The sequence below is a fragment of the Polaromonas aquatica genome (assembly GCF_042659145.1).
GTDB classification, from domain to species: domain Bacteria; phylum Pseudomonadota; class Gammaproteobacteria; order Burkholderiales; family Burkholderiaceae_C; genus Polaromonas; species Polaromonas aquatica.
Genome location: NZ_JBHSRS010000001.1, coordinates 1 through 25,997 on the forward strand (window position 1 = coordinate 1; position 25,997 = coordinate 25,997).

Genomic DNA, 25,997 nt, shown 5'->3' on the forward strand with positions numbered 1-25,997 from the left:
CCGAGAGAGTCTTGGATTTGCGGCATAAACCAGTCCAAGTATTTATCCGCACCCCCCTCGGGTCAGACTTCAGCGCAATTCAAAAAACTATGTTTGCCGCGCACACAATTTCGACGGAGTCCAACACACTTCACTCAACAGTCACACTCTTCGCAAGATTGCGCGGCTTGTCCACATCGGTTCCCTTGGCCAATGCCGTGTGATAAGCCAGCAACTGCAACGGCACCACATGCAACAGGGGGCTCAAGGCACCGTAGTGCTCGGGCATGCGAATCACGTGGATGCCTTCGCTGCTGCTCAGTCGGCTGTCGCTGTCGGCCAGTACATAGAGCACGCCGCCGCGCGCACGGACTTCCTGCAGGTTGCTCTTGAGTTTTTCAAGCAGGCTGTCATTGGGTGCAACGGCGACCACGGGCATGGCGCTGGTGACAAGCGCCAACGGGCCGTGCTTGAGTTCCCCTGCCGGGTAGGCCTCGGCGTGGATGTAGCTGATTTCCTTGAGCTTGAGTGCACCTTCAAGTGCAATCGGGTAATGCAGGCCGCGCCCCAGGAACAGCGCGTTTTCCATTCTTGCAAAGTCTTCGGCCCAGCTGATCACCTGCGGCTCAAGCGCCAGCACCGCGGACAGCGCTGCCGGCAGATGGCGCATGGCCTTGAGGTGCGCGGCTTCTTCCTCATCGCTCAACTGGCCTTTGCTTTGGGCCAGCGCGAGTGTCAGCAGGAACAGGCCTGCAAGCTGCGTGGTGAATGCCTTGGTGGATGCAACGCCGATCTCCACGCCAGCGCGCGTGATGTAGGCGAGTTTGCACTCGCGCACCATGGCCGAGGTAGCCACGTTGCAGATGGTCAGTGTCTGTGTCATGCCCAGGCTTTGCGCATGGCGCAGCGCAGCCAGGGTGTCGGCGGTTTCACCGCTTTGCGTGATGGTGACGACCAGTGTTTTCGGATTCGGCACCGAGGTGCGGTAGCGATACTCGCTGGCGACCTCGACCTGCGTCGGTATTTTGGCAATCGATTCGAGCCAGTACTTGGCCGTGCAGCCGCTGTAATAGCTGGTGCCGCAGGCCAGGATCAACACTGAGTCAACGTCCTTGAACACCCGGTAAGCGTCGTCGCCGAACAGTTCGGGCACGATACCCGCCACACCTTCAAGCGTGTCGGCAATGGCGCGGGGCTGCTCAAAAATTTCCTTTTGCATGTAGTGGCGATAAGGGCCCAGCTCTGCCGCGCCGCTGTGCGCCTGCACGGTCTTGACCTCGCGCTGCACGGCCTTGTGGCTGCGATCGATCACCCAGTACTTGCCAAGCTGCAGGTCCACCAGGTCGCCTTCTTCAAGGTAAACGATCTGGTCGGTCACACCGGCCAGTGCCATGGCATCACTGGCCAGGAAGTTTTCCGAGTGGCCTTTGCCCACACCCAGGATCAGCGGCGAGCCGGCGCGTGCGCCCACCACACGATGCGGCTCGTCCTTGCAGAAAGCGGCAATGGCATACGCGCCATGCAGCTGGGCAACCGCCGCCTTCAGCGCTTCAAACAGGTCACCGTCATACAGGCTGTCCATCAGGTGCACGATGACTTCCGTGTCGGTCTGGCTGTCAAAGACGTAGCCCTTGGCCTGCAGGCTGGCACGCAGCTCTTCGTGGTTTTCAATGATGCCGTTGTGGACCAGCGCGACCTTGCCGGGCTTTTGTGCCACATCACCAGTGCCATGGCTGAAGTGCGGGTGCGCATTGTGCACGGCTGGCGCGCCATGCGTGGCCCAGCGGGTGTGCGCAATGCCGGTGCCGCCTTCAATTTTTTCTGCGGCCACCTGGGCTTGCAACTCTGCCACGCGCGAAGTGCTGCGCGCACGCTTCAGGCCATCGGCGTACACCGCCACGCCGCAGGAGTCATAACCGCGGTATTCAAGCCGCTGCAGGCCCTGGACCAGGATGGGAACGATATTTTGGGTAGAAACCGCTGCAACGATGCCGCACATGGAAAGCTCCTGAAAAACAATGTGCAGATGCTACGTGCTGGCAGATTTTTAATGTGATTGATATTTCATTTAATTTGAAATTTTATTTCACATAAATTTCCATATTTACTTTTATTTCATTAATATCACATGAATGGAAGAAATATACAAGTCATTCGACCTGGATGCCATAGACCTCAAGCTGCTCGACGCCATGCAAACCGACGCATCGCTCAGCAACCAGGCCCTGGCAGAACGCGTGCATGTCTCGCCGCCTACCTGCCTGCGACGCGTCAAACGGCTGCACGATGCCGGCCTGATAGAGCGGCAGATCGCCCTGCTGAACCCCGACAAGCTGGCGGCAGTCACGGGCCACGGCCTGACGGCGATTGTTGAGATCACGCTGGACCGGCAGGGTGCCGAGCAGCTGGAAGCGTTCGAGACACGCGTTGCCGCAGATGAAGCCGTGCAGCAGTGCTACCGCGTCTCGCCGGGGCCGGACTTTGTGCTGGTGGTGCATGTGGCTGACATGCCGCGCTACCTGGCGCTGGCGCAGCGGCTTTTTACCAGTGATGCGAATGTGCGGAATGTGAAGGCGTTTTTTGCTGTCAAACGGGCCAAGTTTGAGCCGAAAGTGCTGCTAGCCGGCTGAACATGCACGTTGTTTGCTATTGAATTTATAGCGCCCTGCCATTCACTACCAGGCCGGGTCTCGCCCCGGCGGGCGAGTTACCTTTCTTTGTCTCGCCAAAGAAACCTAACGGAAAGAAAGGCGACCCGCAGTCTGGGTCCCCTACGCTTCGCTGCGGGGCAACCTGCGCTGCTCGATTCCGGCGGCGGTCCAAACAACTCGCCTTCGGCTCAAACAAGTTTGGCCCGACCTTCCGCCTCCATCTGCGCTGCTCGGCCCAGCCAGGACGGGGGTGGGAGAAAAATTCGGGGAGCAGAACGCGATGCGTTCTGCGGAGTCCGGCCCCGTATCTGTTCCCGCTCCCGCAGTGCCGTTCTGGCAGGGCTGAGCAGCACAGGAGGAGACGGATCAAAATTTCAGATGTCCGAAGGCTGCGCAGCAGACAAGTTTCTGAAATTTCCGGCTCCTCCGAGCAGCGCAAGGTATCGCGAAGCGACCCTGACTGCGGGTCGCCTTTTCTTTGCTTACTTTCTTTTGGCGAAGCAAAAGAAAGTGAGTCGCCCGCCGGGGCGAGACCCGGCCTGGTAATGAAGGCGAATCGCTATAAATTTAATAGCTGGCTACGCCCATTCCGATTAGGTCAGGAGCACAAATGGCACCAAAACGGCCAGTCCTCAACCCTTAACAACCTTAACAGGCCGCCTCCAGCCAGCCAAACTGATCTGCTTGCCACGCGCCACGCTAAGCGACTCCGGCGGCGTGCTTTTGGTGATGGTTGAACCACCGCCAACCGTGCCGCCCGTACCAATCGTCACCGGCGCCACCAGCACGCAATTGCTGCCGATATGCACATCATCTTCAATCACCGTGCGGTGTTTGTTGGCACCGTCGTAATTAGCCGTGATGCTGCCCGCGCCGTAGTTGACACGCTCGCCCACCGTGGCGTCGCCCAGGTAGGCCAGGTGATTGGCCTTGGCGCCTTTGGCCAGGGTGGAGTTTTTGACTTCGACAAAATTGCCGATATGCACTTCGGCGCCCAGTTGCGCGCCTGGCCGCAGGCGGGCAAACGGGCCTATCAGCGCGCCCTCGCCGACCTGCACACCCAGCTTTTCGCCGTCGATGTGGGTGAAGGGATGAATCACCGCGCCCGCGCCGATCACGCAGTTGGCGATCACGCAGTTAGCACCCACGCGCACGCCGGCAGCCAGGCTGACATGGCCTTCAAACACGCAGTTCACATCAATCTCTACATCCTGCCCGCAAACCAGCATGCCGCGCACGTCAAGGCGTCCGGGGTCAGCCAGGCGCACGCCCTGCTCCATCAGGGCCACGGCCTGCCGCTGCTGGTAAATGCGCTCCAGCTCGGCCAGCTGCACCGGGCTGTTGACCCCGGCGACCTGGGCCGCATCGGTGATCTGGTGCGCGACCACGGCCACGCCGTCGGCGACAGCAAACTTCACGATGTCGGTCAGGTAGTACTCGTTCTGCGCATTCTTGTTGTCCAGCCGGGCCAGCCAGCTGCGCAGCAGGCGCGTCGGCACGGCCATGATGCCGCTGTAGATCTCGTTGATCTTTCGCTGCTCGTCAGTCGCATCCTTGTGCTCGACGATGGCGCGCACCTGCGCAGAAGCCTGGCTGCCGGTACGCACAATGCGCCCATAACCCGTGGGGTCAGCCATGGCCAGCGTCAATAGCGCCAGCCGCTGGCCATCGCACTGGTCGATCAGCGCCTGCAAAGTCGCGGCCTGGGTCAGCGGCACATCGCCCGACAGTACCAGCGTGACGCCGTCATCAGCCAGCAAGGGCACGGCCTGCTGCACGGCGTGGCCGGTGCCGAGTTGCGGCTCCTGGCGTGCAAATTTCAGGTCAAATACGCCCCTGGCCCCCGCCATCATTGCGCAAGCCGCTTCAACTTCGATAGCACCGTGCCCTGTGATCACCACCGCCTGGCGCGCCGAAACCCCTGCTGCACAATCCATCACATGCGCCAGCAGCGCGCGGCCGCCCAATCGGTGCAACACTTTGGGCAGCGTGCTTTTCATTCGCGTACCTTTGCCTGCGGCCATGATGACGACATCAATCGGGAGTGCCATGCGTTTTCCTGTGAATTTTCTGGGTTGTACCTGTCCGGCCAAAAGAGCTGCGGTGGCAGGACTCGGCCGTATGACCCGAATTATCGGTCTGCTGGCGCTGGCCAGCCTGCTGCAGGCCTGCAGCGCCGTAAAAATTGTCTACAACCAGGCCCCTGACCTGGCCTATTGGTACCTGGATGGCTATGTAGATTTCAACGAAAAGCAAAGCCTGCAGGTCAAGGCCGATCTGGCAAAACTGCTGGCCTGGCACCGGCAAACCCAGTTGCCCGGCTACATCGATACCCTGCAAAAACTGCAGCAGCAAATGCCCTCGGACATGGATGCGGCACAGGTTTGCGAAATGTTTTTTGATGTGCGCCGCAAGCTGCTGGCCATACCGGCCCAGGCCGAACCCGCCGTGGCGGCCCTGGCGGGCACACTGGATGCCAGCCAGCTGGCGCAGATGGAGCACCGGTTTGCCAAAGGCAATGCGGACTATCGTGATGATTTTCTGGAAGGCCCTCCCAAGGCCAGGCGCCACAAGCGCTACAAGCAGGCCGTGAGCCGCGCCGAAATGCTCTACGGACGGCTGGACAACAAGCAGTTGGGTCTGATTGGCCAGACGGTGGACGGGTCGCGTTTTGATGCGGCAAGGTCTTATGCCGAAAGAGTGCGCCGCCAGCAGGATGCGTTGCAAACCCTGCGCGCGCTGCCGACCGACCGCCCTGCCGCAGCAGACACGCCCGACAAAAACCGGGCCGCCATACGCGCGCTGTTCGATCGCTCGTTCAACTCACCCGATGCGGCTTATCGTGACTATCTCGACAGCTTGACGCAGGACAACTGCAAAAACTTTGCCGACCTGCACAACAGCACCACGCCAGCCCAGCGCGTAAGGGCCGTGGAAACCATCAACAGCTACGAACAGGACTTGCGTGCCCTGGCGGCCCGGAACAAGGGCTGAAGCCAATCGCGCCAATCTCGTGTGAGTGCGGGCTCAGTTGCCCAGCACCTGCGGCGGTATCACCGGCCTGACAGGATTGACTGCGCCTGTGCCTTCGCCGATCTGGCTGGGCGCCTGAAACTCCCGTGAGCCGCTGCTTTGCTGCTGCAGACGGTTCATGACGCGCTGCGGTTGCTGCTGTTGCCGGCGGGGTGGCGACGTGGAATGCGGGGTGCTCATAGGGGGTCTCCTTGGCCTGTGGGTATGTCCTTGCACAAGCCCCGGGCCAACACGCATCGGCATCCCGCCGGTGCGTGGTCCTGAAAAGTTTGTGGCGAAACCCCAGCTTAGGAGCAAGCCCCGGGCGGCCTTGTCATCCCGCCTGATGGCTTGTTGTCAGCAGTGTCCTACAGAAGCAGCCAACTCCCGACCGCGTCAATTCTGCAGCGCTGCCCACATTTCCTTGTCGCGCTGGGCCGTCCAGATGCGCGGATTCTTGATGCCTTTGGCTTCGTCGAAGGCACGGCTTACGTCAAAGGGCAGGCAGTGTTCATAAATAAACACATGGCCAAAAATCGGGTCCATACTTTTGCGGGTGTGGCTCATGGCCGCTTTCAGGTCCATGCCGGCGGCGGCAGCTTCCTTGCCGGCCTGGTACAAGGTTTCCACCCAGCGTTTGGTGTAATCCAGCGCCTTGTTGACATTGGCGGCGCCCTTCATGGCCTCACCGCGGCCCGGCACAATCGCCTCGGCCTTCAGCGCACGCAGGGCTTCCAGCGTGGCAGGCCACTCCTCAAGCTGCGCATCGCCGGTATAGACGCCTGCCTCGTACTCCACCAGGTCGCCGGAGAACAGCACCTTTTCTTCGGCCACCCATGCAATCGTGTCACCGCGCGTGTGACCGTAGCCGGGCTGCCAGATCTGGACCTTGACGCCGCCCAGGTCCACCACCAGCCGGCCGGGCACCTCACCCTTGGCGGCATCGCCGCCGCCTATCACCAGGGTCGGCCAGGTCAGGCCGGGCACGCTCTCGGCGTTCTGGAACAGGCGCGGAAAACGCTCCATCTCGCTTTGCATGTCCTCGGCGCCGCGCTCCACGATCAGCTCGTACGTGCCCTGGCTGGCGATGACTTCCGTGGCACCCTCTGCAATGTAAGCGCTCGCCCCCAGCACACGAACTGCGTGGTAATGGGTCAGCAGCACATATTTGATCGGCTTGTCGCTTACGGTGCGGATACGGGCAATCAGGTCCTGCGCCATGGCGGGCGTGGCCGTGGCGTCGCTCACCATGATGAATTTGTCGCCGATGATCACGCCGGAGTTGGGGTCACCTTCGGCGGTATAGGCCCAGCAATGCGCGCTGAGCTGCTCAAAGGTGATGGTTTTGTCCGTGAGGTCGGATTGGGATGCAAAAGCTTTGGACATGGGGTTTCGTGGCTTTCCTGGTTTTATCGTGGCGGGGATTGCTTTCAAATTTTACTTAATCGTAATTCATTACGCATTGTTGAATTATTGAGGTTTTCCCGCTGCCGTTGCATTGCACCGTTCTCGTGGTGGTGCATCATTGCAGCATGGCTAAATTGAAAGACGACTTTGCAATTTATTGCTGCGAGCTTTTGGCGGGCGTAGGCCCCTGCACTGCAAAACGCATGTTTGGCGGTTTTGGCATCAGCACCTCGGGCCTGAACCTGGCACTGGTGGCCGACCTGGGCGGCGGCGAAAAGCTCTGGCTCAAGGCCGACGCGGACACCCGCAGCCAGTTTGAGGCAGCGGGCTGCGAGCGGTTCAGCTATGAAATCACCCGCAACGGCGAGAAAGCCGCGCACAGCCTCAACTACTACAGCGCCCCCGAAGAAGCCATGGAATCGCCTCAGCTCATGCAACCGTGGGCGCGCATGGCACTGGAATGCGCAGTAAAAGCACGTGCGGCACCCAGGAGGCGCGCGCAGTCAGCTACAAAATCAATAGCAAAGCCAGTTAAAAAGATCAGTGCTGGAACCGGGAAGTAGCGACCCTGACGCCACCCGCCAGGCCGCCCAGCAAACCACGTGTCAGCCTGCCCACAGCACCCACGACCAGCCCCAAGGCCATTCGCAAATCGATCAGCGGCTGGGCCACGCCCACAGGCGCCTTCACGGCAACAGCCGCAAACACAGGGTCCCAACTGAAATAAACCGGGGCCGCAGCCTGCTTGCCGGCAAAGGACTCCATCACCAGCGCCTGGCCCGGCAACAGTTGCAGGCGCTCGCCCTTGTTCAGGAAATAGTCACCAGCCCGCACCTTGCTGTCCTGCCCGGCATTGTCAAAGGTGACCCAGACCCGGCCATGTGCAATACGCAACTCGCCCGTCTGGCTGGCACGCAAGGTCATGGCGCGGCCGGGGGCCAGCTTCCAGCAACCGGCAATGTCGCCCACCTGGGGCGTGCTGGCATCTGTGGCCTGCTGCAGGTAATGAATGCTTGAGGAAGAGGTGTTTGCGTGGTCCATGCTGGGCTTTCAAAAATGACCGTTATCCATTGGCGGACAGTGAATGATCAGGCCGCGGGGCTTCCCAGTCCAATGAAATCGCGGTACGCTATTCATTCCATAAGCGCATCAATCACCCATCCCCGCCAATGCTGCACTCACAAACCCACCTGCGCTCACGGCCGATCTCCGCCGGCCAGCTGCGCGCTTTTGAAGCGGTGGCGCGCCACCTCAATTTCCGCGCGGCCTCCGAGGAACTGGCCCTGACGCAGTCGGCGGTGAGCCGGCAGATCCAGGGGCTGGAAGACGATGTAGGCGTCAGCCTGTTTCACCGCCATACCCGTGCGGTGGAGCTCACCAGTGCCGGCGGCGTGCTGCTGCGCGCGGTCTCGCCCTCGCTGGACCGGATCGACGGCGCGGTGCGCCAGATACGCCAGAGCGCCGGACGCAAAAGCGTGGCGCTCACCACCTTTGCCTCGTTCGCATCAATGTGGCTGATTCCCCGGCTGGAGGTTTTCCAGCGCGACAACCCCGACATCGACATCCGGATTGATGCGTCGGACGTGGCAGTCGACCTCGACATATCGGACATCGACCTGGCCCTGCGCTACGCCCCGGCCAGCCATGTGCCTCCGCATGCGATACGCCTGTTCGGCGAGCAGATCACCGCCGTGATCAGCCCCTGGCTGCTCAAAAGCGGCCCGCGCCTGAAAAAACCGGACGACCTGGCGAACTTCACCTTGATCGAAGCCGGCGATGCGCACCACACCCATCTGGAGTGGCTGACATGGCGGCGCTGGTTTGACGAGCATGCCACGCCCAAGCTGGAAGCCAAACGCTGGCTCTACTTCAACTACGCCTACCAGATGGTGCAGGCAGCGCTGACGGGCCAGGGCGTGGTGCTGGCACGCCTGCCGCTGATCGCCGAAAGCCTGGCCTCCGGCGACCTGGTCGAGCCCTTCCCGAACATGCGCATGGACTCCCCCATGGCCTACTGGCTGGTCATAGGCCAGCGCAATATGGCGCGGCCCGAAGTCGCGGCCTTTTGCGAGTGGCTCAGGGCACAGGCCAAGCTGACCCGCGAAGCGATCGGCGATGTGCCCGACCCGGATACGCTGGACAGCCTGGATTGATTTGGTGGGGCGCAGGAAATTCGAAAGCATCCCACGCGACATGTATGGGAAACAGATTCCAGGCAAACAAGGGCTGCAGAACCGGCTTCGCCGGGCCGCAGGCGCAGCGGCCTCCCAGGAGGGCAGGGAGTTACACGAAGTGAGCGACCGTGGGGGCCGCATCAGACCGGCCAGACCACCCCGTTGTCATTGAGCAGGGCATCCAGCGGAATGTCATGCGCCTCCGGCTCCATGTCCGGTAACCAGCCGTTGGTATAGCCCAGCCCGACCTTCACAGGCCTGGGCTGCAGGGTGGCCAGCGTGCGGTCGTAAAAACCGCCGCCATAACCCAGCCTGTAACCGCCCGGCCCATAACCCACACAAGGAACAAACAGCAGGGTCGGCACTATGAGTTCGGTGCCCTTGGGCTTGGGAATGCCGTAAGCGTCCTCTTCCATGGGGCAGCCCGGATACCAGGCGTGAAACGTGAGTGTTTTATGGACCTTGTCCACCACCGGCAGGCCGATCTTGCGCGGCGACCGGCTTGCTATGCTTTCAGTAGCTAGCTGCGCCCATGATTCGCCGGCCGGAGCGTTTTTTGACTGTGAATCCTCGCTCAGAATGGCATCCTCCTGCCAGCGGTAGAGCGCTGGCAGGGGGTCAAACTCGCCCTTGATGGGCCAATAAGCACCGATCACGGTATCCGTGCGCCCCACCAGCCAGATACGCATCACGCGCTGCAACAGGTCGGCGCGCTGTAAACGGTCGGGCAGATTGAGACGTTCTTCGATCAGCGCTTTGCGGGTGCTTAATTTGTCCATAATGTCCCGATGCTATCCAAATTTCTTTTCAGTGCCATCGCCACCGCCGCACTTTGGTCCCCGGCCATCGCCCAAAACGCCGCACCCGGAGCCAATTCCGCTGGTGACACCCTGATCCTGGAGATGAACAAGGCCTTCAAGCGCGGCGACAAAAACCGGTTGGCGCAGTTGCTGCCGCAGGCCAAAGGCCATGCACTGGAGCCCTGGGCCGCCTACTGGGAACTCAAGGCCAGGCTGGCCGATGCAAACGGTCAGGAAGTCCAGGACTTCCTGACCCGCTACGCGGGCAGCTATCAGGAAGACCGCCTGCGCAACGACTGGCTGCTGCTGCTGGGCCAGCGCCGCGACTGGGAGGCCTTTGCAGCCGAGCACCCGCAGTTCCGCATGGGCGATGACAGGGAAGTGCGTTGTTATGCGCTGCTGGTCGAGCACTTGCAAACACCCGGCACGGCGGCCAATTCGGCGCGTATCGCCGAAGAGGTCAAAAAGACCTGGTTCTCGCAGCGCGACGCGGACGACGGTTGCACCACCGCCGCCGGGCGTATGGTTGGCACCAAAAACCTCACGGCCGACGATGTCTGGCAAAAAGCCCGGCTGGCGACGGAGGCCAACCGCCCGCGCGCCGTACGTGATGCCGTGGCCATCGTCTCGCCCGAGTCGGTGGGTCTGGTGACTGAACTGTTCAACAGCCCGGTGAAGTTTCTCGCCGGCAACTCGATGGCGCTTCGCAAAGCCCGCAAGGAAGTCGCCGCACTGGCGCTGATCCGCATGGCCGCAAGTGATGCGGACGGTGCAGCCAACATGATGGACACCAAATGGGGCAACCAGCTCACCAGCGAGGAGCGCAACTGGGTCTGGGGCGTGATCGGCAAACAGACGGCCACACGCCTGGGCAACGTGCCGGGCAGCCAGGCATTGGGCTACTTCAGCAGGGTCAGCAAGGAAAGCGACCTCACCGACGACATGCTGGGCTGGAAAGTACGCGCGGCCCTGCGTGCAGGCAGCCAGCCCAACTGGGCAGCTGTTTTGTCCGGCATCAACGCCATGAGCCCCGATGCGCGCAACGAGCCGACCTGGAGTTACTGGAAAGCGCGTGCACTGCTGGCGACCGCGCCCGCAACATCGCCCCCCGCCGCCGGTACCGGCACCATCACGATTTCGCCGCAACGTGCCGAAGCACTGGCGCTGCTGCAATCCATTGCATCGGTGCGCGGTTTTTATGAACAGCTGGCACTTGAAGAACTCGGCCAGAAAATCACAGTGCCCGCCAGGCCGGCACAACTGAGCGCCGAGGAAAAAGAAGGCGCCCGCCTCAATGTCGGGCTCAATCGCGCAGCCTACGCCATCGCCATAGGCTTGCGCCCCGAGGGCGTGCGTGAATGGAACTACAGCACCAACCTGGCCAAACCCGGCGGACTGAACGACCGCGAACTGCTGGCTGCAGCGCAGTTCGCCTGCGACCGCCAGATCTGGGACCGCTGCATCAACACCAGCGAACGCACCAAGCGCGAGATGGACTTTGAGCAGCGCTTCCCCATGCCGTTCAGGGAAACCGTGGTCAAGCGCTCCCAGGGCATCAGCCTGGACCCGGCCTATGTCTACGGCCTGATCCGCCAGGAAAGCCGCTTCATCATGGACGCACGCTCCGGCGTGGGTGCATCGGGCCTGATGCAGGTGATGCCGGCCACGGCGCGCTGGACCGCCAAAAAAATCGGCCTGGAAGGTTTTACCGCCGACCAGATCAACGACCGCGACACCAACATCACGATCGGCACGGCCTACCTCAAGCTGGCGCTTGACGACCTGGGCGGCTCCATGGCCATGGCCGCCGCCGCCTACAACGCCGGACCGGGCCGCCCGCGCACATGGCGCAACGGGCCGGTGCTGGACGCCGCGATCTGGGCCGAGAACGTGCCGTTCAGCGAAACCCGCGACTACGTCAAAAAAGTGCTGTCCAACACCACCAACTACGCAGCCATCCTGAGCGGCCAGCCGCAATCCCTAAAGGCCAGGCTGGGCACCGTGGGCCCGCGCGATGCGGCCCAGCCCGACCCGGACAAGACCTTGCCATGAGCGGCAAGGTACTCAGCACGGTCCCCATCCTCGCCTCGCTGGACCTGGCCGAGAGCATTGCGTTTTACACCGGCAAGCTGGGCTTTGTGCTGATCGCGCAAATGGAGGACTACGCCATTCTCGGGCGCGACGGCTGTGAAATCCATTTTTACGCCTGCGACAACGCGCTGATCGCAGAAAACACGGCCTGTTATGTCCGCACACCCGGCACGGATGCGCTGTATGAGGAATTCAGGGGCCGCGGCACCACCGTCGGGCCGCCCGAAGTGCGTCCCTGGGGCATGAAAGAGCTTTACGTACTGGACCCGCACGGCAACCTGCTGAAATTTGGCGAGCCGGCATGACAACACCTGCGGGCAAGGCGCCCAAACAAGCCGTCGAAGCACCCGCAGGCCTGCCCGCACAACTTTTCAGGGACCAGAAAGCCTGGGCCGCATGGCTGCAGGCCAACCATTCGGCCAGTCCCGGCATCTGGTTGCGCATCGCCAAAAAAGCAGCAGATATCACTTCAGTCTCCTATGCCGAAGCGCTTGACACAGCGCTGTGTTACGGCTGGATAGACGGGCACAAAAAAAGCGCCGATGAGTCCAGCTACCTGCAGCGCTTCACGCCGCGCGCGGTCCGGAGCACCTGGTCCAAAATCAATTGTGCGAAGGCGCTGGCGCTGATCGCCAGCGGGGACATGAAAGCAGCCGGCCTGCATGAAATCGAGCGCGCAAAAAAGGACGGGCGCTGGGAGGCCGCTTACGATTCGCAGCGAAACATCGCCATCCCCGATGACCTGGCGGCGGCCCTTGCCGCGGCCCCACACGCCCAAGCCTTTTTTGCGGCACTGGACTCGCAAAACCGCTACGCCATTCTTTTCAGGCTGCAGACTGCAAAAAAAGCCGAAACACGGCTCAAGCGGCTCAACACCTTCATCGCCATGCTGGAACGGCATGAAACCCTGCATCCCGTCAGGAAAAATCAGGCCAGGCAGCCTTGAACACCCACGTGTTTACCAAAACGGCGTAAGCACGCAAAATGAATGTCCATGAAAAAAATCCTCATCCTCGGCGGCACAGGTTTTGTCGGCAGCCATCTTTGCGAAAAGCTGGCGAAGCTGCCCTGCCGCGTTACCGTCGTGACCCGCAGGCGGGACACGGCCAGGCACCTGCAGTTGCTGCCCATGCTGGACATCGCGGAAGTCTCGGCGCATGACAGCAGCTCGCTGGCGCCCCTGCTGGCAGAGCACGATGCCGTGCTCAATCTTGTGGGCATACTGCATGGCAACGAAAGCGCTTTTGAAAAAGCCCATGTGCAGTTGCCGCTGGAGCTGAGCCGCGCGTGTGAGGCGGTCGGCCAGCGTCGCATCATCCATGTCAGCGCACTGGGTGCCAGCCCCAACGCGGCGTCCATGTACCAGCGCAGCAAGGCGCGCGGCGAGGCCGTGCTGCTGGGCTCGGGGCTGGATGTGAGCATGCTGCGGCCCAGCGTGATTTTCGGGGCCGAGGACAATTTCCTCAACACCTTTGCCAGGCTGCAGCAGATATTTCCGGTCATCCCGCTGGCAGCCAGCCAGGCACGCTTTCAGCCCGTGTGGGTTGAAGATGTGGCCAGCGCGCTGGTGAAATGCATCGAGGACAAAAGCACCATCGGCCAGACCTATGAAGCCTGCGGGCCCGAGGTTTTTACCCTGAAGCAGCTGGTGCAGCTTGCGGGCCGCTACAGCGGCGTCAATAACGGCGACGGCAGGCCCGTCATCGGCCTGCCCGCTGCGCTGGCCCGCCTGCAGGCCTGGCTGATGGAGCTTGCCCCCGGCGAACCCCTGATGAGCCGCGACAACCTCGATGCCATGAAAACCGACAACGTCGCCAGCGGCAAACTGCCCGGGCTGGCCGCACTTGGCATCACCGCATCGGCGCTGGGTGCGATTGCACCGTACTACCTGGGTGCACAGGGTTTGCGCAGCGGCCTGATGGGCAAACGCAAGACGGCTGGGCGCTTTTAAATAGGGCACTCATCAATCCGGCAGTTCTTTTGCATCAATGGATTTTGCAAACCGCACTAGCATGGGAGACAGGTTTTTACCCACTGTTTCACAGGAACGCATGCCATGCTAAAGCTCTATATCGGCAATAAAAACTACTCCTCCTGGTCCATGCGGCCATGGGTGCTGCTCAAGCAGGCCGGTATTGGGTTCGAGGAAGTCATGGTGCGTTTCGGCGCCGACCCGTTCTCCGCCAATTCCAGTTTCAAGCAGGCCGTCCTGGCGGTGAGCCCCGGGGGCAGGGTGCCCGTGCTGGTGGACGACGGCTTCGCGGTCTGGGACACACTGGCCATCGCCGAGTACTTGGCCGAAAAATTCCCAGAGAAAAAACTTTGGCCTCAGGATGCGCGGGCGCGCGCCCGCGCGCGCAGCGTCTGCGCCGAAATGCACTCCGGCTTTGGCGCCTTGCGCGGCGCCTGCCCGATGAATATCGAAGCCTCGCTGCCCGAGACAGGGGCCATCGTCTGGCGCGACCAGCCGGCCGTGCGCAACGACGTGCAACGCATCGTGACCATGTGGACCGAACTGCTGGAACAGCACAAGGGCCCCCTGCTTTTTGGCGAGTTCACTATTGCCGATGCCTATTTCGCACCGGTCTGCATGCGCCTGAAAACCTATGGCCTGTCAGTGCCGGGCCATATCACCGATTACGTGAGCCGCGTCTGTGCCCTGCCCGGCGTGAAGGCCTGGATAGAGGACAGCCTGGCCGAGAAGGACTTCGTCGATGCGGATGAGCCTTATCGCATGGCACGGTAGTGGCCGCCATGACCGCACGCCGATGGGGCGCTGTCATGAGCGCCATGGTGACGCCGTTTGACGCGGCTGGCGCACTCGACCTGGACGCAGCGCAACGGCTGGCACGCTGGCTGGCCGACCACGGCAATGACGGACTGGTCGTGTCCGCCACCACCGGTGAAGCGTCCACATTGAGCGATGGCGAACGCTGCGACCTGCTGCGGGCAGTCAGTGAAGCCGTCACTATCCCGGTGCTGGCCGGCATGGGCAGCAACGACACCGCCCACAGCATCACACTGACGCGCCAGGCCCAGGCACTGGGTGCGGCGGGCGTGCTGCTGGTCAGCCCCTACTACAACCGCCCGCCGCAGGCCGGCATCGAGGCCCACTTCCGCGCCGTGGCTGCAGCTACACAACTGCCGGTGATGCTGTACGACGTACCGGTACGCACCGGGCGCCGCATCAGCCACGAGGTGCTGGTGCGCCTGCTCAGCGAGGTGCCCAACATCGTCGCGCTCAAGGACGCCACCGGCGACCCGCCGGCAGCGGCCGCGCTGCTGGCAGACGCTGGGCCGTTTGAGCTGTATTCAGGCGACGACAGCTATACCCTGCCGCTGCTGGCAGTGGGCGCTGTCGGCGTCGTGGGAACCACTACCCACTGGGCCGGTGCCGAGTTCCAGGCCATGATCGCCGCCTTTGGACGCGGCGATGTGCAGTTGGCCCGGGAGATCAACCAGCGCCTGTTGCCGTCCCTGCGTTTTGTCAGCACCGAAGACACGGTCTACTCCATGTCCATCAAGGCCATGTTGCGGACACTGGGACTGGATGTCGGCGAGTGCCGTTTGCCATTACCCGCAGCGCCGGCCGGAACGCAAGAGCTGGCCCGGCAGGTGTGGGCCGGCCTGAAAAACACCGGCGCATAAAGGCTGCGGTTTGCCCGCTTGTTGAGGCGCGGCCCCTGCAGGCCCCTACACTTGGGGCATGCAGATTTTTATGGTCGGTGGTGCAGTTCGAGATGCCTTGCTGGGCTTGCCTGTGCAGGACCATGACTGGGTCGTGGTCGGCAGCACGCCCGAAGAACTGGTGGCCCTCGGCTACCTGCCTGTTGGCAAGGATTTCCCGGTTTTCCTGCACCCCGATACCCGCGAGGAATACGCGCTGGCGCGCACCGAACGCAAGACCGCACGCGGCTACCACGGCTTTGAGGTCCACGCGGCGCCGGATGTCACGCTGGAGCAGGACCTGGCGCGGCGCGACCTCACTATCAATTCAATAGCTGCCCGCGCGCATACATCGGGGGCCACAAGCACATTTGATGCTGATTTAACGGCCCTGACCGACCCCTACGGCGGGCAAAGGGACCTGCAGGCCAGGGTTTTGCGCCATGTGACGGATTCCTTCCGCGAAGACCCGGTGCGCATACTGCGGCTGGCGCGTTTTGCCGCGCGTTTTTCCGACTTCAGCGTGGCGCCCGAAACCATGCAGCTGATGAAAGACATGGTGGCCGACGGCGAAGTCGATGCACTGGTGGCCGAACGTGTCTGGCAGGAACTTGCCCGCGGCCTGATGGAGGACAAACCGTCCCGCATGTTTGAGGTGCTGCGTGAATGCGGTGCGCTGCAAAAACTGCTGCCCGAGGTAAACAGACTCTGGGGCGTTCCGCAGCGCGCCGAATACCACCCCGAAATAGATACCGGCATTCACCTGATGATGGTGCTGGACATGGCTGCCCGGCTGGGTGCACCGCTACCTGTGCGTTTTGCCTGCCTGACGCACGACCTTGGCAAGGGCACCACGCCGGCAGATCTATTACCCCGCCACATAGGCCATGAAGAGCGCAGCGCCAGGCTGCTCAAGGGCGTTTGCGAGCGCCTGCGTGTGCCGGTTGAATGCAGGGAAATCGCCGACGTGGTGGCGCGCGAACACGGCAACATTCACCGCAGCAGCGAGTTTGGCGCGGCCGCACTGGTGCGCCTGCTGGAGCGCTGTGATGCATTTCGCAAGCCGCAGCGTTTTGCCGATGTGTTGCTGGCCTGCGAATGTGATGCACGTGGCCGGCTGGGGCTGCAGGACTCGGCCTACCCGCAGCGCCCGCGCCTGCTGGCTGTTCTGACTGCGGCGCAGTCCGTGGTGACGCACCTGATTGCCGAACAGGCGCAGGCGGACGGCCATGACGGCAAAAAAATCGGTGAACTCATACATGCGGCGCGGGTGTCTGCCGTTGCGGCGCAAATGGCCACGCACCCCTGATGTAAAGGAAAACAGGCGAAACCAGCCTACAGCCAAACCACCGGGCTGTTGATAAGCTGAATGGCGATGCAGATTGACCCTTCCGCCCCCTCGCCTTCCCCACTTTTGACACCCGGCAGCCTTGCCGCGTCCGGCCCGGTTTTGCCGGCTGTCACGCAACAGACGGCGCTGTTCCTGGACTTCGACGGCACGCTGGCCGAGATAGCCTCGCAACCCGAGCTGGTCCAGGTGCCCAAAAACCTGGTGGAGACCTTGCGCCACCTTGCAGGCAGGCTGGACGGCGCGCTGGCCATCGTATCGGGCCGGCGCCTGGCAGACCTGGACGGTTTTTTGGCGCCTTTGCTGCTGCCCGCCGCGGCAGAGCATGGCGCGGTGCAACGCCTTTCAAAGGACCGCACGCTGCACTTTGCGAAACCCGACCTGCATGACATGGCGCGTGTCGCCCTGGCGCTGGCCGCGCAGCATGCAGGCCTTCACGTGGAAATAAAGTCGGCGGCGATTGCCCTGCATTACCGCCACGCGCCAGGGCTTGAAACCCTTTGCCTGGAAGCCATGGCCGAGGCCGTCAAACGCACACCGGGCGTGGACCTGATGCAGGGCAAGTGTGTTGTCGAGATCAAGCCGGCAGGCGTCAGCAAGGGCACGGCCATCCAGTCCTTTATGTCCCAACCGCCGTTTGCCGGCCGGGTGCCGGTGTTTGCGGGCGATGACACAACGGATGAAGCCGGTTTTACTGCCGTGCAGGCCATGGGCGGCCAGGGCATCAAGGTAGGCGCGGGCGACAGCCTGGCCGAACACCGCTGCGCCAGCCCGGCAAGGCTTCGCCAATGGTTGCAATCCGCATTTGAAGAAAGGACAGGCGCATGAGCAGCAGTGATCCGACAGGCCATTTCGGGCCTCCCGCAGAACCATCACTGGCGCTGGGGGTGATAGGCAACTGCGCCTTCAGTGCCCTGGTGGACCAGCGCGCCCGCATTGTCTGGTGTTGCCTGCCGCGTTTTGACGGCGACCCGGTTTTTAATGCCCTGTTGGAGCCCGGCGACAAGCAAGGCTCCAGTCCAGGTGCGTTTGCCATTGAGATTGAGGACTTCCACGAAGCAAAGCAATGGTACGAGCCGAACACGGCCGTGCTGCGCACCCAGCTGTTCGACAAGGCCGGCCAGGGTGTGGAGATCACCGATTTTGCGCCGCGCTTTTACAGCCGCTCGCGTTACTTCAGGCCGATCACTCTGGTACGGCGCATTCGCCCCATCAACGGCGCGCCGCGCATACGCGTGCTGCTGGACGTGCGCTTTGACTGGGGCCGGCGCGAGCCGCTGATCACCCAGGGCAGCAACCATGTGCGTTATGTAGGCGATGCCCTGACGCTGCGGCTCAATACCGACGCGCCCATTTCACACTTGCTGGCGCGCCAGCCGTTTGTACTGACCCGCGAACACAATTTTTTGCTGGGCGCGGACGAGTCGCTCAGCGAGGGCATTGCCGACACCGCACGCCTGTTCGAGCAGGAAACCATTTCCTACTGGCGCAGATGGAGCCAGCGCCTGCACATCCCTCTGCAATGGCAGGAGGCGGTGATTCGCGCCGCCATCACGCTCAAGCTGTCGCTGTTTGAAGACACCGGCGCCATCGTCGCGGCCATGACCACCAGCATTCCCGAAGCCCCGGGCAGCCAGCGCAACTGGGACTACCGCTACTGCTGGCTGCGCGATGCATTTTTTGTGGTGCGCGCGCTCAACAGCCTGTCCGAGGTCGGCACCATGGAGGACTACCTGCGCTGGCTCAGCAATGTGGTGCTGCAGGCCAGGGGCAGCCATATCCAGCCGCTCTACGGCATAGGGCTGGAGCGCGAGCTGCCAGAATCCACCCTGGACCACCTGTCCGGTTACCGCGGCATGGGCCCGGTGCGGGTCGGCAACCAGGCGCAGGAGCATTTCCAGCACGACGTTTACGGCAATGTGGTGCTGGGCGCGGCGCAGGCTTTTCACGACCACAGGTTGCTGCACCGCGCGAGCCACGCCGAATTCAAACAGCTTGAGACAGTCGGCGAACAGGCCGTGCTGGCTTACGACCAGCCGGACGCCGGCATGTGGGAGTTGCGCACCCGCGCGCGGGTGCATACCTCGTCGGCGCTGATGTGCTGGGCCGCCTGCGACCGGCTGGCCAAGATCGCCGTGGTGCTGAACGAACCGCACCGCGCCGCCTACTGGCAGGGCCATGCCGATGTCATGCAGGAGCGCATACTGCGCGAGTCGTGGAACGAGGAGCGGCAAGCCTTTGCCGAAAGTTTTGGCGGGCGCAACCTGGATGCCAGCGTGCTGCTGATGATCGAAGTCGGTTTCATAGCCGCCAAAGACCCGCGTTTTATCGCTACCGTTGATGCGCTCGAAAAACACCTGTGCGACGGCCCCTACATGCGGCGTTATGAAGCGCCGGACGACTTCGGCAAGCCCGAGACCGCATTCAACATCTGCACCTTCTGGCGCATAGACGCGCTGGCCCGTATCGGCCGCAAACAGCAGGCACTCGAGATTTTTGAGGCCATGCTGGCTGCGCGCAACCACGTAGGCCTGCTGTCTGAAGACACGCACCCGGTCACGGGCGAGATGTGGGGCAATTTTCCGCAGACCTATTCCATGGTCGGCATCATCAACGCCGCGGTACGTTTGTCCGCCCCTTGGGATTCGCAGATATGAGGATAGTCGTCAATTTTTCACTCCCGTTCGGGCTGAGCTTGTCGAAGCCTGTCCCGGGCCTGCCTCAAGCCCTTCGACAGGCTCAGGGTGAACGGTCGGGTCAATGACAAAGGAAAGATGCTCATGAGCCGACTGGTTGTTGTTTCAAACCGGGTCGCCGATCCACGCAAGGCTGCGGCGGCCGGCGGCCTGGCTGTGGCGCTGGGCGACGCACTGTCCGTCAGGGGCGGCCTGTGGTTTGGCTGGAGTGGAACGGTTGTCGAAGGCGGCACGCCTGGCGAGGGCGAGATGCACAGCCAGCAGGCCGGCAATGTCACCCTGACCACAGTGGACCTGTGCCGCGAGGACCACGACAGTTATTACCTCGGTTACAGCAACGGCGTGCTCTGGCCGGTGTTTCACTACCGGCTGGACCTGGCTGACTTTGACGCCGGTTTCATCGGCGGCTACCGGCGCGTTAACCAGATGCTGGCGCACAAGCTGATGCCGCAGCTATTACCCGACGACATCATCTGGGTGCATGACTACCACCTGATACCGATGGCGGCCGAATTGCGCGCCATGGGGTGCAAAAACCGCATAGGTTTTTTCCTGCACATTCCGCTGCCGCCGCCACTGATACTGGCCGCCATCCCGCAGCACGAATGGCTGGTCCGTGCGCTGTTTTCCTACGATGTGGTGGGCTTTCAGAGCGAGGCGGACGTGGCCCATTTCTCGCGTTATGTGGGGCAGGAAGTCGGCGCCGAGGCACTGGACCAGCACCAGTTCCGCGCCTTCGGCCGCACCGTGCATGCCCAGGCTTTCCCTATCGGCATTGATGTCGATGAATTCGCGGCCCTGACGCATGGCAAGGAAGCCCGCGACATGTTCGAGAGCATGAAAGAAGAGTATTCACGCCGCCGCCTGCTGCTGGGTGTGGAACGGCTGGATTACTCCAAGGGCCTGCCGCAGCGCCTGCGCACCTTCCAGAAACTGCTGCAGAAGTATCCGGAAAACCTCAACAGCGCGACCCTGATCCAGATCGCCTCGCCCAGCCGCGAAGCCCTGGACACTTACTCCGGCCTGCGCCAGGAACTCGAAAGCCTGTGCGGCTCCATCAACGGCGACTTCGGCGAGCTGGACTGGATGCCGGTGCGTTACATCCACCGCAACGTCGCGCGCAAACGCCTGCCCGGGCTGTACCGGGTGGCCAGGGTCGCCCTGGTCACACCGCTGCGCGACGGCATGAACCTGGTGGCCAAGGAATTTATTGCCGCGCAGGACCCGGCAGACCCGGGTGTGCTGGTGCTGTCGCGTTTTGCAGGAGCAGCCGAGCAGCTCAAGGAAGCGCTGCTGGTCAATCCCTACGACACCGATGGCACGGCCGACAGCATCCAGCGGGCGCTGCAGATGCCCCTGCCCGAACGCCAGGCCCGGCACCAGAAACTGCTGGCCAGCATTCGCAGCCAGGACGTGCACTGGTGGCGCAAAACTTTTCTGGATGCACTCACTGGTGTCGATACCAGCGACCACCGCCGCTAACGACCTGGCGGCACTGGTCAGGCCACAAGGGCCAACGCTGCGTAATCACCCACCTTGTCCGCGAGGCCGGCCGGCACCAGCGTGACACCCTGGGTCAAGGCGGCCAGCCTGCCGTCCAGCTGTGCCTGGAGACGCGGCAGCAGATAGTCGCGATGGCGCCAGAACACACCACCGCCCAGGCTGATGCACTGCAGGTCCAGTGTCACCACCAGGTTGTACAGGGCCCGGCCCATGATCCGGCACAACTCATCAACAATGGCTACAGCGCCCTTTTCATGAGCGCAGGCAGCTATCAATAAAGTAGCAGTATCCGGATACCCCTGAGCAGAAAATCGCCGTGCAATGGCATTGCCGGCGACCAGCGCTTCCAGGTCGCCGATATTGCCGCAGCCGCAGAGGGCGTCGTTGTTGTCGCTGACAAACATGTGGCCCGCATGGCCGGCATTGCCGTGCTTGCCGCGCAGCACACGGCCGTCCACACACAGGCCCACGCCTATGCCTGTGCTCCAGGTCACATAGGCACAGTGCTCAAAGCCCTGCAGGGCGCCCCAGCGGCGTTCTGCCTCCAGTGCGGCTATGCCGTCGTTTTCAATACGCAGCTCGCTGAACCGGCCACGCAGCGGCGCCTCCAGCAAGGCCGTTTTCCAGTCATTGGGCAGGCCGCGCGCCGGACCGGCAATGCCGCCGCAGATATTCGGGGCAGCCAGTTCCAGCAGGCCATCGCGCAACGCGAACGGGCCACAGGACGAGACACCGGCGCACCGCACCGCGCCGGGCGCCACACCGGCTTCAATGCAGGCCGCATCCACCATGCGCAGCACCTGCAGCGCCAGTGCGTCGTTGCTGCCGGTAATGACCGTGGGTTCGCTGCGCCGCGCCAGCAGTTCCAGGCCGGCGCCGCTGCTCAGGCTGACGGCCACCTTGGTGCCGCCTATGTCGATGCAGGCCTTCATCGCTTGGTCTCTTTCAGGTTGCGCAGAAGCAGCGGGGTCATGGCGCCAGTTTAGGCCACCCCGCATTGTCATGGGCCGGTCACGTGCGGCTGCTAACGTTCCGGACCAGAAACATGCACAACAGGATCCCATGCATTGCGGCATCACCGCAGCGCAAGCGGCACCGGAGGCGACAAAGTTTTTTCAACATTCAAACCACCGGAATAAAACCATGACCCGCACACGCAAACACACCCCCTGGCGCCGACTGGGCGCAGCCCTGTCCCTCGCCATGCTGGGTGCCTGCGCCCCCAGCTTCGCACAGGCCCCGGCGGCCATCGACAACAGCGCGCTGGCGCAACCCGCCTTTCGCGCGCACACGGCGACCTACGGCCTGGTCTACCGCCTGCCCAAGGACGTGATGGATGTGATGGAAGCGAAGATCACCACGCCGCTGCAACAACACCTGGTGCGCCTGAACCTGGGCGCCGAAGCCCAGACCTTCAACCTGCCGCACGTCACGGTGGTGCATATCCACAGCGCCGACCCGAGCACGCCGCAAAAGATGCTGAAGGCACTGCCCGCATTGCCGCCTGTGCTCGATGGCGTGGTGCTGAAGAACTTCTACACCACCGAGGCCGCCAAGGACGCCGGCCATCCCTGGTGGCTGGACCTGGGCATCGTCAAGACCGGCAAGGCCTATGAGGACATGATGAGCTTCAACACCCGTGCCACGGCTGCTTTCGCGCCGCTGCGCGATGGCCCGCTGCCGCGCGTGACAGGCCCGGTCTTCGCCAAAATGGGTGATGCAGGCAAGGACCTGGTACGCACCGTTGGCGTGAGCGGCGTCAACGTGATGAAGGACGGCAAGGAGCTGCGCTCGCACAACCCGCACAACACGCTGGTCTACAGCATGGCCCGCTTCACGCCGCAGGTGCAGGCCGACATGAACCAGGTTGCAGCGGAATTCAACAAGGTGCTGCCCGATGGCATGACGACCTCGTTCCAGAACGTGTCCATCGTCGAGCTGGCCTTCTCGGGCAATGTGCTGCGCGAGTTTTACCGCATCAACCTGGCCGACGGTTCCGCCGTTGACGTGTCTACCGGCCAGAAGGTGCGCTGAGCATCTCCTGCCCGTCCACCATCAGACCAGCTTGCTGAGCAGGCTGGCCACCAGGCTCAGGATGATGGTGGTGGTCAGCGGGACAAACCACTCGCGGCCGAACAACCTGAAGCGCAGGTCGCCCGGCAGCTTGCCGAACCCCAGCTTGTTGAGCAGCGGCGTGAACCAGCTGATAAACATCAGGGCCAGGAAGATGACGATCATCCAGCGGATCATTCGCCGGCCCTCATGCAAAGCGCATCGCACGCCGTGAAATGCGTGGGGGCCGTCATAAAGTGTGCGTCCTGTCGCCCTGCGCGAAACCCAGGGCCTGCCAGCCGCCATAAGGCGTTCCCGGCGAATCAACCACAAACCCGATCACCTTGAAAAGCTCGCCCATCTCGTGCTCGTTGACCAGCTTTTGCAACATCACGCGCTCGGGCAGGCTGGCATTTTCAAGCCCGTCCAGCAGGCCGCAGTTGAGCAGGAAACGGCCCTGCCCGGTATAACCCAGCACCTGCAGGCCGGCCTCCTGCCCGGCCAGTGCAATGCCTGTGAAGTTGACATGCGCCGTGATGTCCTTGCTGCCCACATCCGCCAGCGCATCGGTGTCTGCAAGGTGGTCGCGGTGGCACATCAGCGTACCCATGCTGCGCTGCGGATGGTAGTACTCATGCTCGGGGAAACCGTAGTCGACCAGGAACACCGCACCGGACACCAGCCGATCGGCCAGCGTGCGGATAAAACCCTCGGCCTGCGGGTGGATCTCGGTGACGTAATCATGCGGGCCTTCGACCTCAAACGGCGGTCGCAGGTCGGTCTGCCTGTCCGCATGGACAAAGCTGCCTTCATGGAGAGCCACGCCGCGTTCATGCCAGACACCACCCAGGCGTGCCAGCAACTTCACCGGCATGGCGTCCAGCACTTCGTTGCCCACCACCACGCCGCTCATTTGCGCCGGTAGTTCCGTCAGCCACCGCACCTTGCCCGCAAAAGCCTGCAGGCGCTCGTGCTGGCGCTGGCGCAGGCTGCCCGACAAATCGACGATGGTGTAGCGCTCAAGCTGCGGCAAGGCCTCCAGCAGTTGCTGGGCCAGCGCCCCCGAACCGGCGCCGAACTCCCACAGCTCATGGGTGCCGGTCGCTTCCAGCGCCTGTGCCAACTGGCGGGCCAGGGCCTGGCCAAACCGCGGCGACAGCTCGGGTGCGGTGACAAAATCACTGCCGCCACCCTTGACGCCGGCCGGCATCAGGCCAAATTTGCGCGAATCGTTGGCGTAATAACCCCAGCCCGGCGTGTACAGGGCCATTTCCATGAAACGGTCAAAGCCCATCCAGCCGCCGGCGGCGGCAATAGCCTCGCTCAGGTGTAACTGGAGGGGGGTCGTTAAACTAGGGGGTCTCGTCATGGCTTTCGTGGGCTGGGCATACAGCCTGGATTGTCCATGATCGCACTTCCCACGCCACCTTACGCATGCAGCAAACACCGCCGTCCCCTGTTGTTCTCGTCACCGGCGCCGCCAAGCGGCTGGGCCGCGAGATCGCGCTGGCGCTCGCGTCAAGCGGCTGGCGCGTGGCCGTGCACTACCGAGAATCGGAAGCGGACGCTACCAAAACAATAGCTGACTGCGCTCATATATCGGGAGCCTCGGCCGGTTTTTCCTGTAATTTGAGCGATGAAGGTGCCGTGCGGGCATTGCTGCCGCAGGTGATTGCCGAATTCGGCCAGGTTGACGCCGTTGTCAACAACGCCTCCACCTTTGAACACGACAGCGCCGCCAGCTTCGGTTTTGCCGCCCTGGACAAACACCTTCGCAGCAACACCGGCGCACCCATACTGCTGGCCCAGGCCCTGCATGAGCATGTCAGCGCCCGCAACGCCAGCGGCGTGGTCGTCAACCTGCTGGACCAGAAGCTCTGGAACCAGAACCCCGATTTTTTCAGTTACACACTGTCCAAGGCCGCGCTGGAAGCCGCCAACACCATGCTGGCCATCGCACTGGCACCCCAGGTGCGGGTAGTCGGCGTGGCGCCCGGCCTGACCCTGACCAGCCATATGCTGAGCCCGGAGAAGTTCGAGGCGTTGCACAAACTCTCGCCGCTGGGCCGCTCGTCCACCCCCGCCGACGTGGCCGCCACGGTGCGGTTTGCGCTGGAGAACCAGTCCATCACCGGCACCACGCTGCTGGTCGACGGCGGGCAGCACCTGATGAAATTCGAGCGCGATTTTTCGCTCATGCAGCCCGGCCAGGCTTGAGCGCGCCGGAACTTTTTGACTGACACCATGTTCAATACCCGAGGCACCCAGATTTTGACGCTCACCGGTTTGCGTTTTGACGCCAACCTGGGCATCCTGGACCATGAAAAAACCGCACCGCAGCCCATCCAGGTCGATGCCGAACTGAACCTGGGCACGCAGCCGCTGCTGCCCAGCGACGACGACATCAACCGTGTGCTGGACTACCGCAAGGTGCGCCAGATCATCATCAACGAGTGCACGGCCGAGCATGTCAACCTGCTGGAAAGCCTGATCGGCAAGCTGGCGCACCGGCTGATGCTGCTGCCGGGCGTGCTGGGCGTGCGCGTGAAGATTGCAAAACTTGAAATTTTTGACGACTGCGAAGTGGCGATTCGGGTCGAGACAGGACAGTGGTAGAC

26 protein-coding genes are annotated in these 25,997 nt (G+C 62.6%); 17 read left to right on the forward strand and 9 right to left on the reverse strand.

Annotated features, from left to right (window positions below; all coding sequences use genetic code 11):
* Positions 1-130: 130 nt before the first annotated feature.
* Entirely contained in the window at positions 131-1,978 is a 1,848-nt protein-coding gene (gene glmS / locus ACFQND_RS00005) for a glutamine--fructose-6-phosphate transaminase (isomerizing) (protein WP_371434785.1), read from the reverse strand.
* Positions 1,979-2,111: 133 nt separating this feature from the next.
* Here glmS and ACFQND_RS00010 point away from each other — a divergent pair, with 133 nt between their 5' ends.
* Entirely contained in the window at positions 2,112-2,609 is a 498-nt protein-coding gene (locus ACFQND_RS00010; RefSeq protein WP_371434784.1) for an Lrp/AsnC family transcriptional regulator, read from the forward strand.
* A gap of 653 nt (positions 2,610-3,262) precedes the next feature.
* Here ACFQND_RS00010 and glmU read toward each other — a convergent pair.
* Entirely contained in the window at positions 3,263-4,681 is a 1,419-nt protein-coding gene (gene glmU, locus ACFQND_RS00015) for a bifunctional UDP-N-acetylglucosamine diphosphorylase/glucosamine-1-phosphate N-acetyltransferase GlmU (protein ID WP_371434783.1), read from the reverse strand.
* A 70-nt stretch (positions 4,682-4,751) separates the two neighbouring features.
* Between glmU and ACFQND_RS00020 the strand changes: the two genes are divergently transcribed.
* Positions 4,752-5,624, forward strand: a complete 873-nt coding sequence (locus tag ACFQND_RS00020) for a DUF6279 family lipoprotein (RefSeq protein WP_371434782.1) — start codon at positions 4,752-4,754, stop codon at positions 5,622-5,624.
* Positions 5,625-5,657: 33 nt separating this feature from the next.
* Here the strand turns inward: ACFQND_RS00020 and ACFQND_RS00025 are convergent, their stop codons facing one another.
* Both ACFQND_RS00025 and ACFQND_RS00030 read right to left on the reverse strand, forming a co-directional pair.
* Positions 5,658-5,843, reverse strand: a complete 186-nt coding sequence (locus ACFQND_RS00025; RefSeq protein WP_371434781.1) for a hypothetical protein — start codon at positions 5,841-5,843, stop codon at positions 5,658-5,660.
* A gap of 195 nt (positions 5,844-6,038) precedes the next feature.
* Positions 6,039-7,028: an MBL fold metallo-hydrolase gene (locus tag ACFQND_RS00030; RefSeq protein WP_371434780.1), complete on the reverse strand. Its 990-nt coding sequence runs from the start codon at positions 7,026-7,028 to the stop codon at positions 6,039-6,041.
* A 146-nt stretch (positions 7,029-7,174) separates the two neighbouring features.
* Between ACFQND_RS00030 and ACFQND_RS00035 the strand changes: the two genes are divergently transcribed.
* Entirely contained in the window at positions 7,175-7,612 is a 438-nt protein-coding gene (locus ACFQND_RS00035; RefSeq protein WP_371434779.1) for a TfoX/Sxy family protein, read from the forward strand.
* On the opposite strand, the gene ACFQND_RS00040 is transcribed toward ACFQND_RS00035, so the two are convergent.
* Positions 7,590-8,090 (reverse strand): DUF2917 domain-containing protein, encoded by a 501-nt coding sequence (locus ACFQND_RS00040; RefSeq protein ID WP_371434778.1) that lies wholly within the window; start codon positions 8,088-8,090, stop codon positions 7,590-7,592. The two genes, ACFQND_RS00035 and ACFQND_RS00040, sit on opposite strands and share 23 nt — an antisense overlap.
* A gap of 128 nt (positions 8,091-8,218) precedes the next feature.
* Here ACFQND_RS00040 and ACFQND_RS00045 point away from each other — a divergent pair, with 128 nt between their 5' ends.
* Entirely contained in the window at positions 8,219-9,202 is a 984-nt protein-coding gene (locus ACFQND_RS00045) for a LysR substrate-binding domain-containing protein (protein ID WP_371434777.1), read from the forward strand.
* Between the two features lie 161 nt (positions 9,203-9,363).
* Here ACFQND_RS00045 and ACFQND_RS00050 read toward each other — a convergent pair whose 3' ends face one another.
* On the reverse strand, positions 9,364-10,002 hold the full coding sequence (locus ACFQND_RS00050; RefSeq protein WP_377411823.1) for a 5-formyltetrahydrofolate cyclo-ligase: 639 nt from the start codon (positions 10,000-10,002) through the stop codon (positions 9,364-9,366).
* A gap of 9 nt (positions 10,003-10,011) precedes the next feature.
* On the opposite strand from ACFQND_RS00050, the gene ACFQND_RS00055 reads away from it, so the two are divergent.
* The 10 genes from ACFQND_RS00055 (at position 10,012) to otsA (ending at position 21,306) form a co-directional block, all read left to right on the forward strand.
* A complete protein-coding gene (locus tag ACFQND_RS00055) occupies positions 10,012-12,075 on the forward strand; it encodes a lytic transglycosylase domain-containing protein (RefSeq protein ID WP_371434775.1) in 2,064 nt (687 codons plus the stop codon).
* Positions 12,072-12,419, forward strand: a complete 348-nt coding sequence (locus ACFQND_RS00060) for a bleomycin resistance protein (protein WP_371434774.1) — start codon at positions 12,072-12,074, stop codon at positions 12,417-12,419. Before ACFQND_RS00055 ends, ACFQND_RS00060 begins: the two co-directional genes overlap by 4 nt.
* On the forward strand, positions 12,416-13,060 hold the full coding sequence (locus ACFQND_RS00065) for a YdeI/OmpD-associated family protein (RefSeq protein WP_371434773.1): 645 nt from the start codon (positions 12,416-12,418) through the stop codon (positions 13,058-13,060). The genes ACFQND_RS00060 and ACFQND_RS00065 overlap by 4 nt, the downstream gene beginning before the upstream one ends.
* Positions 13,061-13,108: 48 nt before the next feature.
* Positions 13,109-14,065: a complex I NDUFA9 subunit family protein gene (locus tag ACFQND_RS00070; RefSeq protein ID WP_371434772.1), complete on the forward strand. Its 957-nt coding sequence runs from the start codon at positions 13,109-13,111 to the stop codon at positions 14,063-14,065.
* A gap of 105 nt (positions 14,066-14,170) precedes the next feature.
* Entirely contained in the window at positions 14,171-14,860 is a 690-nt protein-coding gene (locus ACFQND_RS00075; protein ID WP_371434771.1) for a glutathione S-transferase family protein, read from the forward strand.
* 8 nt (positions 14,861-14,868) lie between these two features.
* Positions 14,869-15,762 carry a 4-hydroxy-tetrahydrodipicolinate synthase gene (dapA, locus tag ACFQND_RS00080; protein ID WP_371434770.1) on the forward strand — a complete coding sequence of 298 codons (894 nt, stop codon included), beginning with the start codon at positions 14,869-14,871 and terminating at the stop codon, positions 15,760-15,762.
* A gap of 58 nt (positions 15,763-15,820) precedes the next feature.
* Positions 15,821-17,089 (forward strand): multifunctional CCA addition/repair protein, encoded by a 1,269-nt coding sequence (locus ACFQND_RS00085; RefSeq protein ID WP_371434769.1) that lies wholly within the window; start codon positions 15,821-15,823, stop codon positions 17,087-17,089.
* A 66-nt stretch (positions 17,090-17,155) separates the two neighbouring features.
* A complete protein-coding gene (otsB, locus tag ACFQND_RS00090) occupies positions 17,156-17,956 on the forward strand; it encodes a trehalose-phosphatase (protein ID WP_377411830.1) in 801 nt (266 codons plus the stop codon).
* Complete coding sequence (locus ACFQND_RS00095; RefSeq protein WP_371434767.1) at positions 17,953-19,785, forward strand: glycoside hydrolase family 15 protein; 1,833 nt, start codon at positions 17,953-17,955, stop codon at positions 19,783-19,785. The genes otsB and ACFQND_RS00095 overlap by 4 nt, the downstream gene beginning before the upstream one ends.
* 123 nt (positions 19,786-19,908) lie before the next feature.
* The gene (otsA, locus tag ACFQND_RS00100) at positions 19,909-21,306 is read left to right on the forward strand and encodes an alpha,alpha-trehalose-phosphate synthase (UDP-forming) (protein ID WP_371434766.1); all 1,398 of its coding nucleotides are present in this window, start codon (positions 19,909-19,911) and stop codon (positions 21,304-21,306) included.
* A 17-nt stretch (positions 21,307-21,323) separates the two neighbouring features.
* On the opposite strand, the gene ACFQND_RS00105 is transcribed toward otsA, so the two are convergent.
* Positions 21,324-22,259 carry an ROK family protein gene (locus ACFQND_RS00105; RefSeq protein ID WP_371434765.1) on the reverse strand — a complete coding sequence of 312 codons (936 nt, stop codon included), beginning with the start codon at positions 22,257-22,259 and terminating at the stop codon, positions 21,324-21,326.
* A gap of 211 nt (positions 22,260-22,470) precedes the next feature.
* Here ACFQND_RS00105 and ACFQND_RS00110 point away from each other — a divergent pair, with 211 nt between their 5' ends.
* On the forward strand, positions 22,471-23,361 hold the full coding sequence (locus tag ACFQND_RS00110) for a hypothetical protein (protein ID WP_371434764.1): 891 nt from the start codon (positions 22,471-22,473) through the stop codon (positions 23,359-23,361).
* A 21-nt stretch (positions 23,362-23,382) separates the two neighbouring features.
* Here ACFQND_RS00110 and ACFQND_RS00115 read toward each other — a convergent pair whose 3' ends face one another.
* Positions 23,383-23,577 (reverse strand): DUF2905 domain-containing protein, encoded by a 195-nt coding sequence (locus ACFQND_RS00115; protein ID WP_371434763.1) that lies wholly within the window; start codon positions 23,575-23,577, stop codon positions 23,383-23,385.
* A 52-nt stretch (positions 23,578-23,629) separates the two neighbouring features.
* Positions 23,630-24,748 (reverse strand): class I SAM-dependent methyltransferase, encoded by a 1,119-nt coding sequence (locus ACFQND_RS00120; protein WP_371434762.1) that lies wholly within the window; start codon positions 24,746-24,748, stop codon positions 23,630-23,632.
* Between the two features lie 65 nt (positions 24,749-24,813).
* On the opposite strand from ACFQND_RS00120, the gene ACFQND_RS00125 reads away from it, so the two are divergent.
* Positions 24,814-25,596, forward strand: coding sequence for an SDR family oxidoreductase (locus ACFQND_RS00125; RefSeq protein ID WP_371434761.1), 783 nt, complete (start codon positions 24,814-24,816; stop codon positions 25,594-25,596).
* 27 nt (positions 25,597-25,623) lie between these two features.
* The gene (locus tag ACFQND_RS00130; protein ID WP_371434760.1) at positions 25,624-25,995 is read left to right on the forward strand and encodes a dihydroneopterin aldolase; all 372 of its coding nucleotides are present in this window, start codon (positions 25,624-25,626) and stop codon (positions 25,993-25,995) included.
* The last annotated feature ends 2 nt before the right edge of the window (positions 25,996-25,997 follow it).

Coding starts and splice junctions, on each gene's coding strand:
- ACFQND_RS00105 (WP_371434765.1), bottom strand. CDS start 22,259: ATGAAGGCCTGCATCGACATAGGCGGCACCAAGGTGGCCGTCAGCCTG.
- otsA (WP_371434766.1), top strand. CDS start 19,909: ATGAGCCGACTGGTTGTTGTTTCAAACCGGGTCGCCGATCCACGCAAG.
- ACFQND_RS00070 (WP_371434772.1), top strand. CDS start 13,109: ATGAAAAAAATCCTCATCCTCGGCGGCACAGGTTTTGTCGGCAGCCAT.
- dapA (WP_371434770.1), top strand. CDS start 14,869: ATGACCGCACGCCGATGGGGCGCTGTCATGAGCGCCATGGTGACGCCG.
- ACFQND_RS00075 (WP_371434771.1), top strand. CDS start 14,171: ATGCTAAAGCTCTATATCGGCAATAAAAACTACTCCTCCTGGTCCATG.
- ACFQND_RS00130 (WP_371434760.1), top strand. CDS start 25,624: ATGTTCAATACCCGAGGCACCCAGATTTTGACGCTCACCGGTTTGCGT.
- ACFQND_RS00055 (WP_371434775.1), top strand. CDS start 10,012: ATGCTATCCAAATTTCTTTTCAGTGCCATCGCCACCGCCGCACTTTGG.
- glmU (WP_371434783.1), bottom strand. CDS start 4,681: ATGGCACTCCCGATTGATGTCGTCATCATGGCCGCAGGCAAAGGTACG.
- ACFQND_RS00095 (WP_371434767.1), top strand. CDS start 17,953: ATGAGCAGCAGTGATCCGACAGGCCATTTCGGGCCTCCCGCAGAACCA.
- ACFQND_RS00020 (WP_371434782.1), top strand. CDS start 4,752: ATGACCCGAATTATCGGTCTGCTGGCGCTGGCCAGCCTGCTGCAGGCC.
- otsB (WP_377411830.1), top strand. CDS start 17,156: ATGCAGATTGACCCTTCCGCCCCCTCGCCTTCCCCACTTTTGACACCC.
- ACFQND_RS00030 (WP_371434780.1), bottom strand. CDS start 7,028: ATGTCCAAAGCTTTTGCATCCCAATCCGACCTCACGGACAAAACCATC.
- ACFQND_RS00050 (WP_377411823.1), bottom strand. CDS start 10,002: ATGGACAAATTAAGCACCCGCAAAGCGCTGATCGAAGAACGTCTCAAT.
- ACFQND_RS00035 (WP_371434779.1), top strand. CDS start 7,175: ATGGCTAAATTGAAAGACGACTTTGCAATTTATTGCTGCGAGCTTTTG.
- ACFQND_RS00025 (WP_371434781.1), bottom strand. CDS start 5,843: ATGAGCACCCCGCATTCCACGTCGCCACCCCGCCGGCAACAGCAGCAA.
- ACFQND_RS00045 (WP_371434777.1), top strand. CDS start 8,219: ATGCTGCACTCACAAACCCACCTGCGCTCACGGCCGATCTCCGCCGGC.
- ACFQND_RS00040 (WP_371434778.1), bottom strand. CDS start 8,090: ATGGACCACGCAAACACCTCTTCCTCAAGCATTCATTACCTGCAGCAG.
- ACFQND_RS00110 (WP_371434764.1), top strand. CDS start 22,471: ATGACCCGCACACGCAAACACACCCCCTGGCGCCGACTGGGCGCAGCC.
- ACFQND_RS00125 (WP_371434761.1), top strand. CDS start 24,814: ATGCAGCAAACACCGCCGTCCCCTGTTGTTCTCGTCACCGGCGCCGCC.
- ACFQND_RS00065 (WP_371434773.1), top strand. CDS start 12,416: ATGACAACACCTGCGGGCAAGGCGCCCAAACAAGCCGTCGAAGCACCC.
- ACFQND_RS00085 (WP_371434769.1), top strand. CDS start 15,821: ATGCAGATTTTTATGGTCGGTGGTGCAGTTCGAGATGCCTTGCTGGGC.
- glmS (WP_371434785.1), bottom strand. CDS start 1,978: ATGTGCGGCATCGTTGCAGCGGTTTCTACCCAAAATATCGTTCCCATC.
- ACFQND_RS00120 (WP_371434762.1), bottom strand. CDS start 24,748: ATGACGAGACCCCCTAGTTTAACGACCCCCCTCCAGTTACACCTGAGC.
- ACFQND_RS00060 (WP_371434774.1), top strand. CDS start 12,072: ATGAGCGGCAAGGTACTCAGCACGGTCCCCATCCTCGCCTCGCTGGAC.
- ACFQND_RS00010 (WP_371434784.1), top strand. CDS start 2,112: ATGGAAGAAATATACAAGTCATTCGACCTGGATGCCATAGACCTCAAG.
- ACFQND_RS00115 (WP_371434763.1), bottom strand. CDS start 23,577: ATGATCCGCTGGATGATCGTCATCTTCCTGGCCCTGATGTTTATCAGC.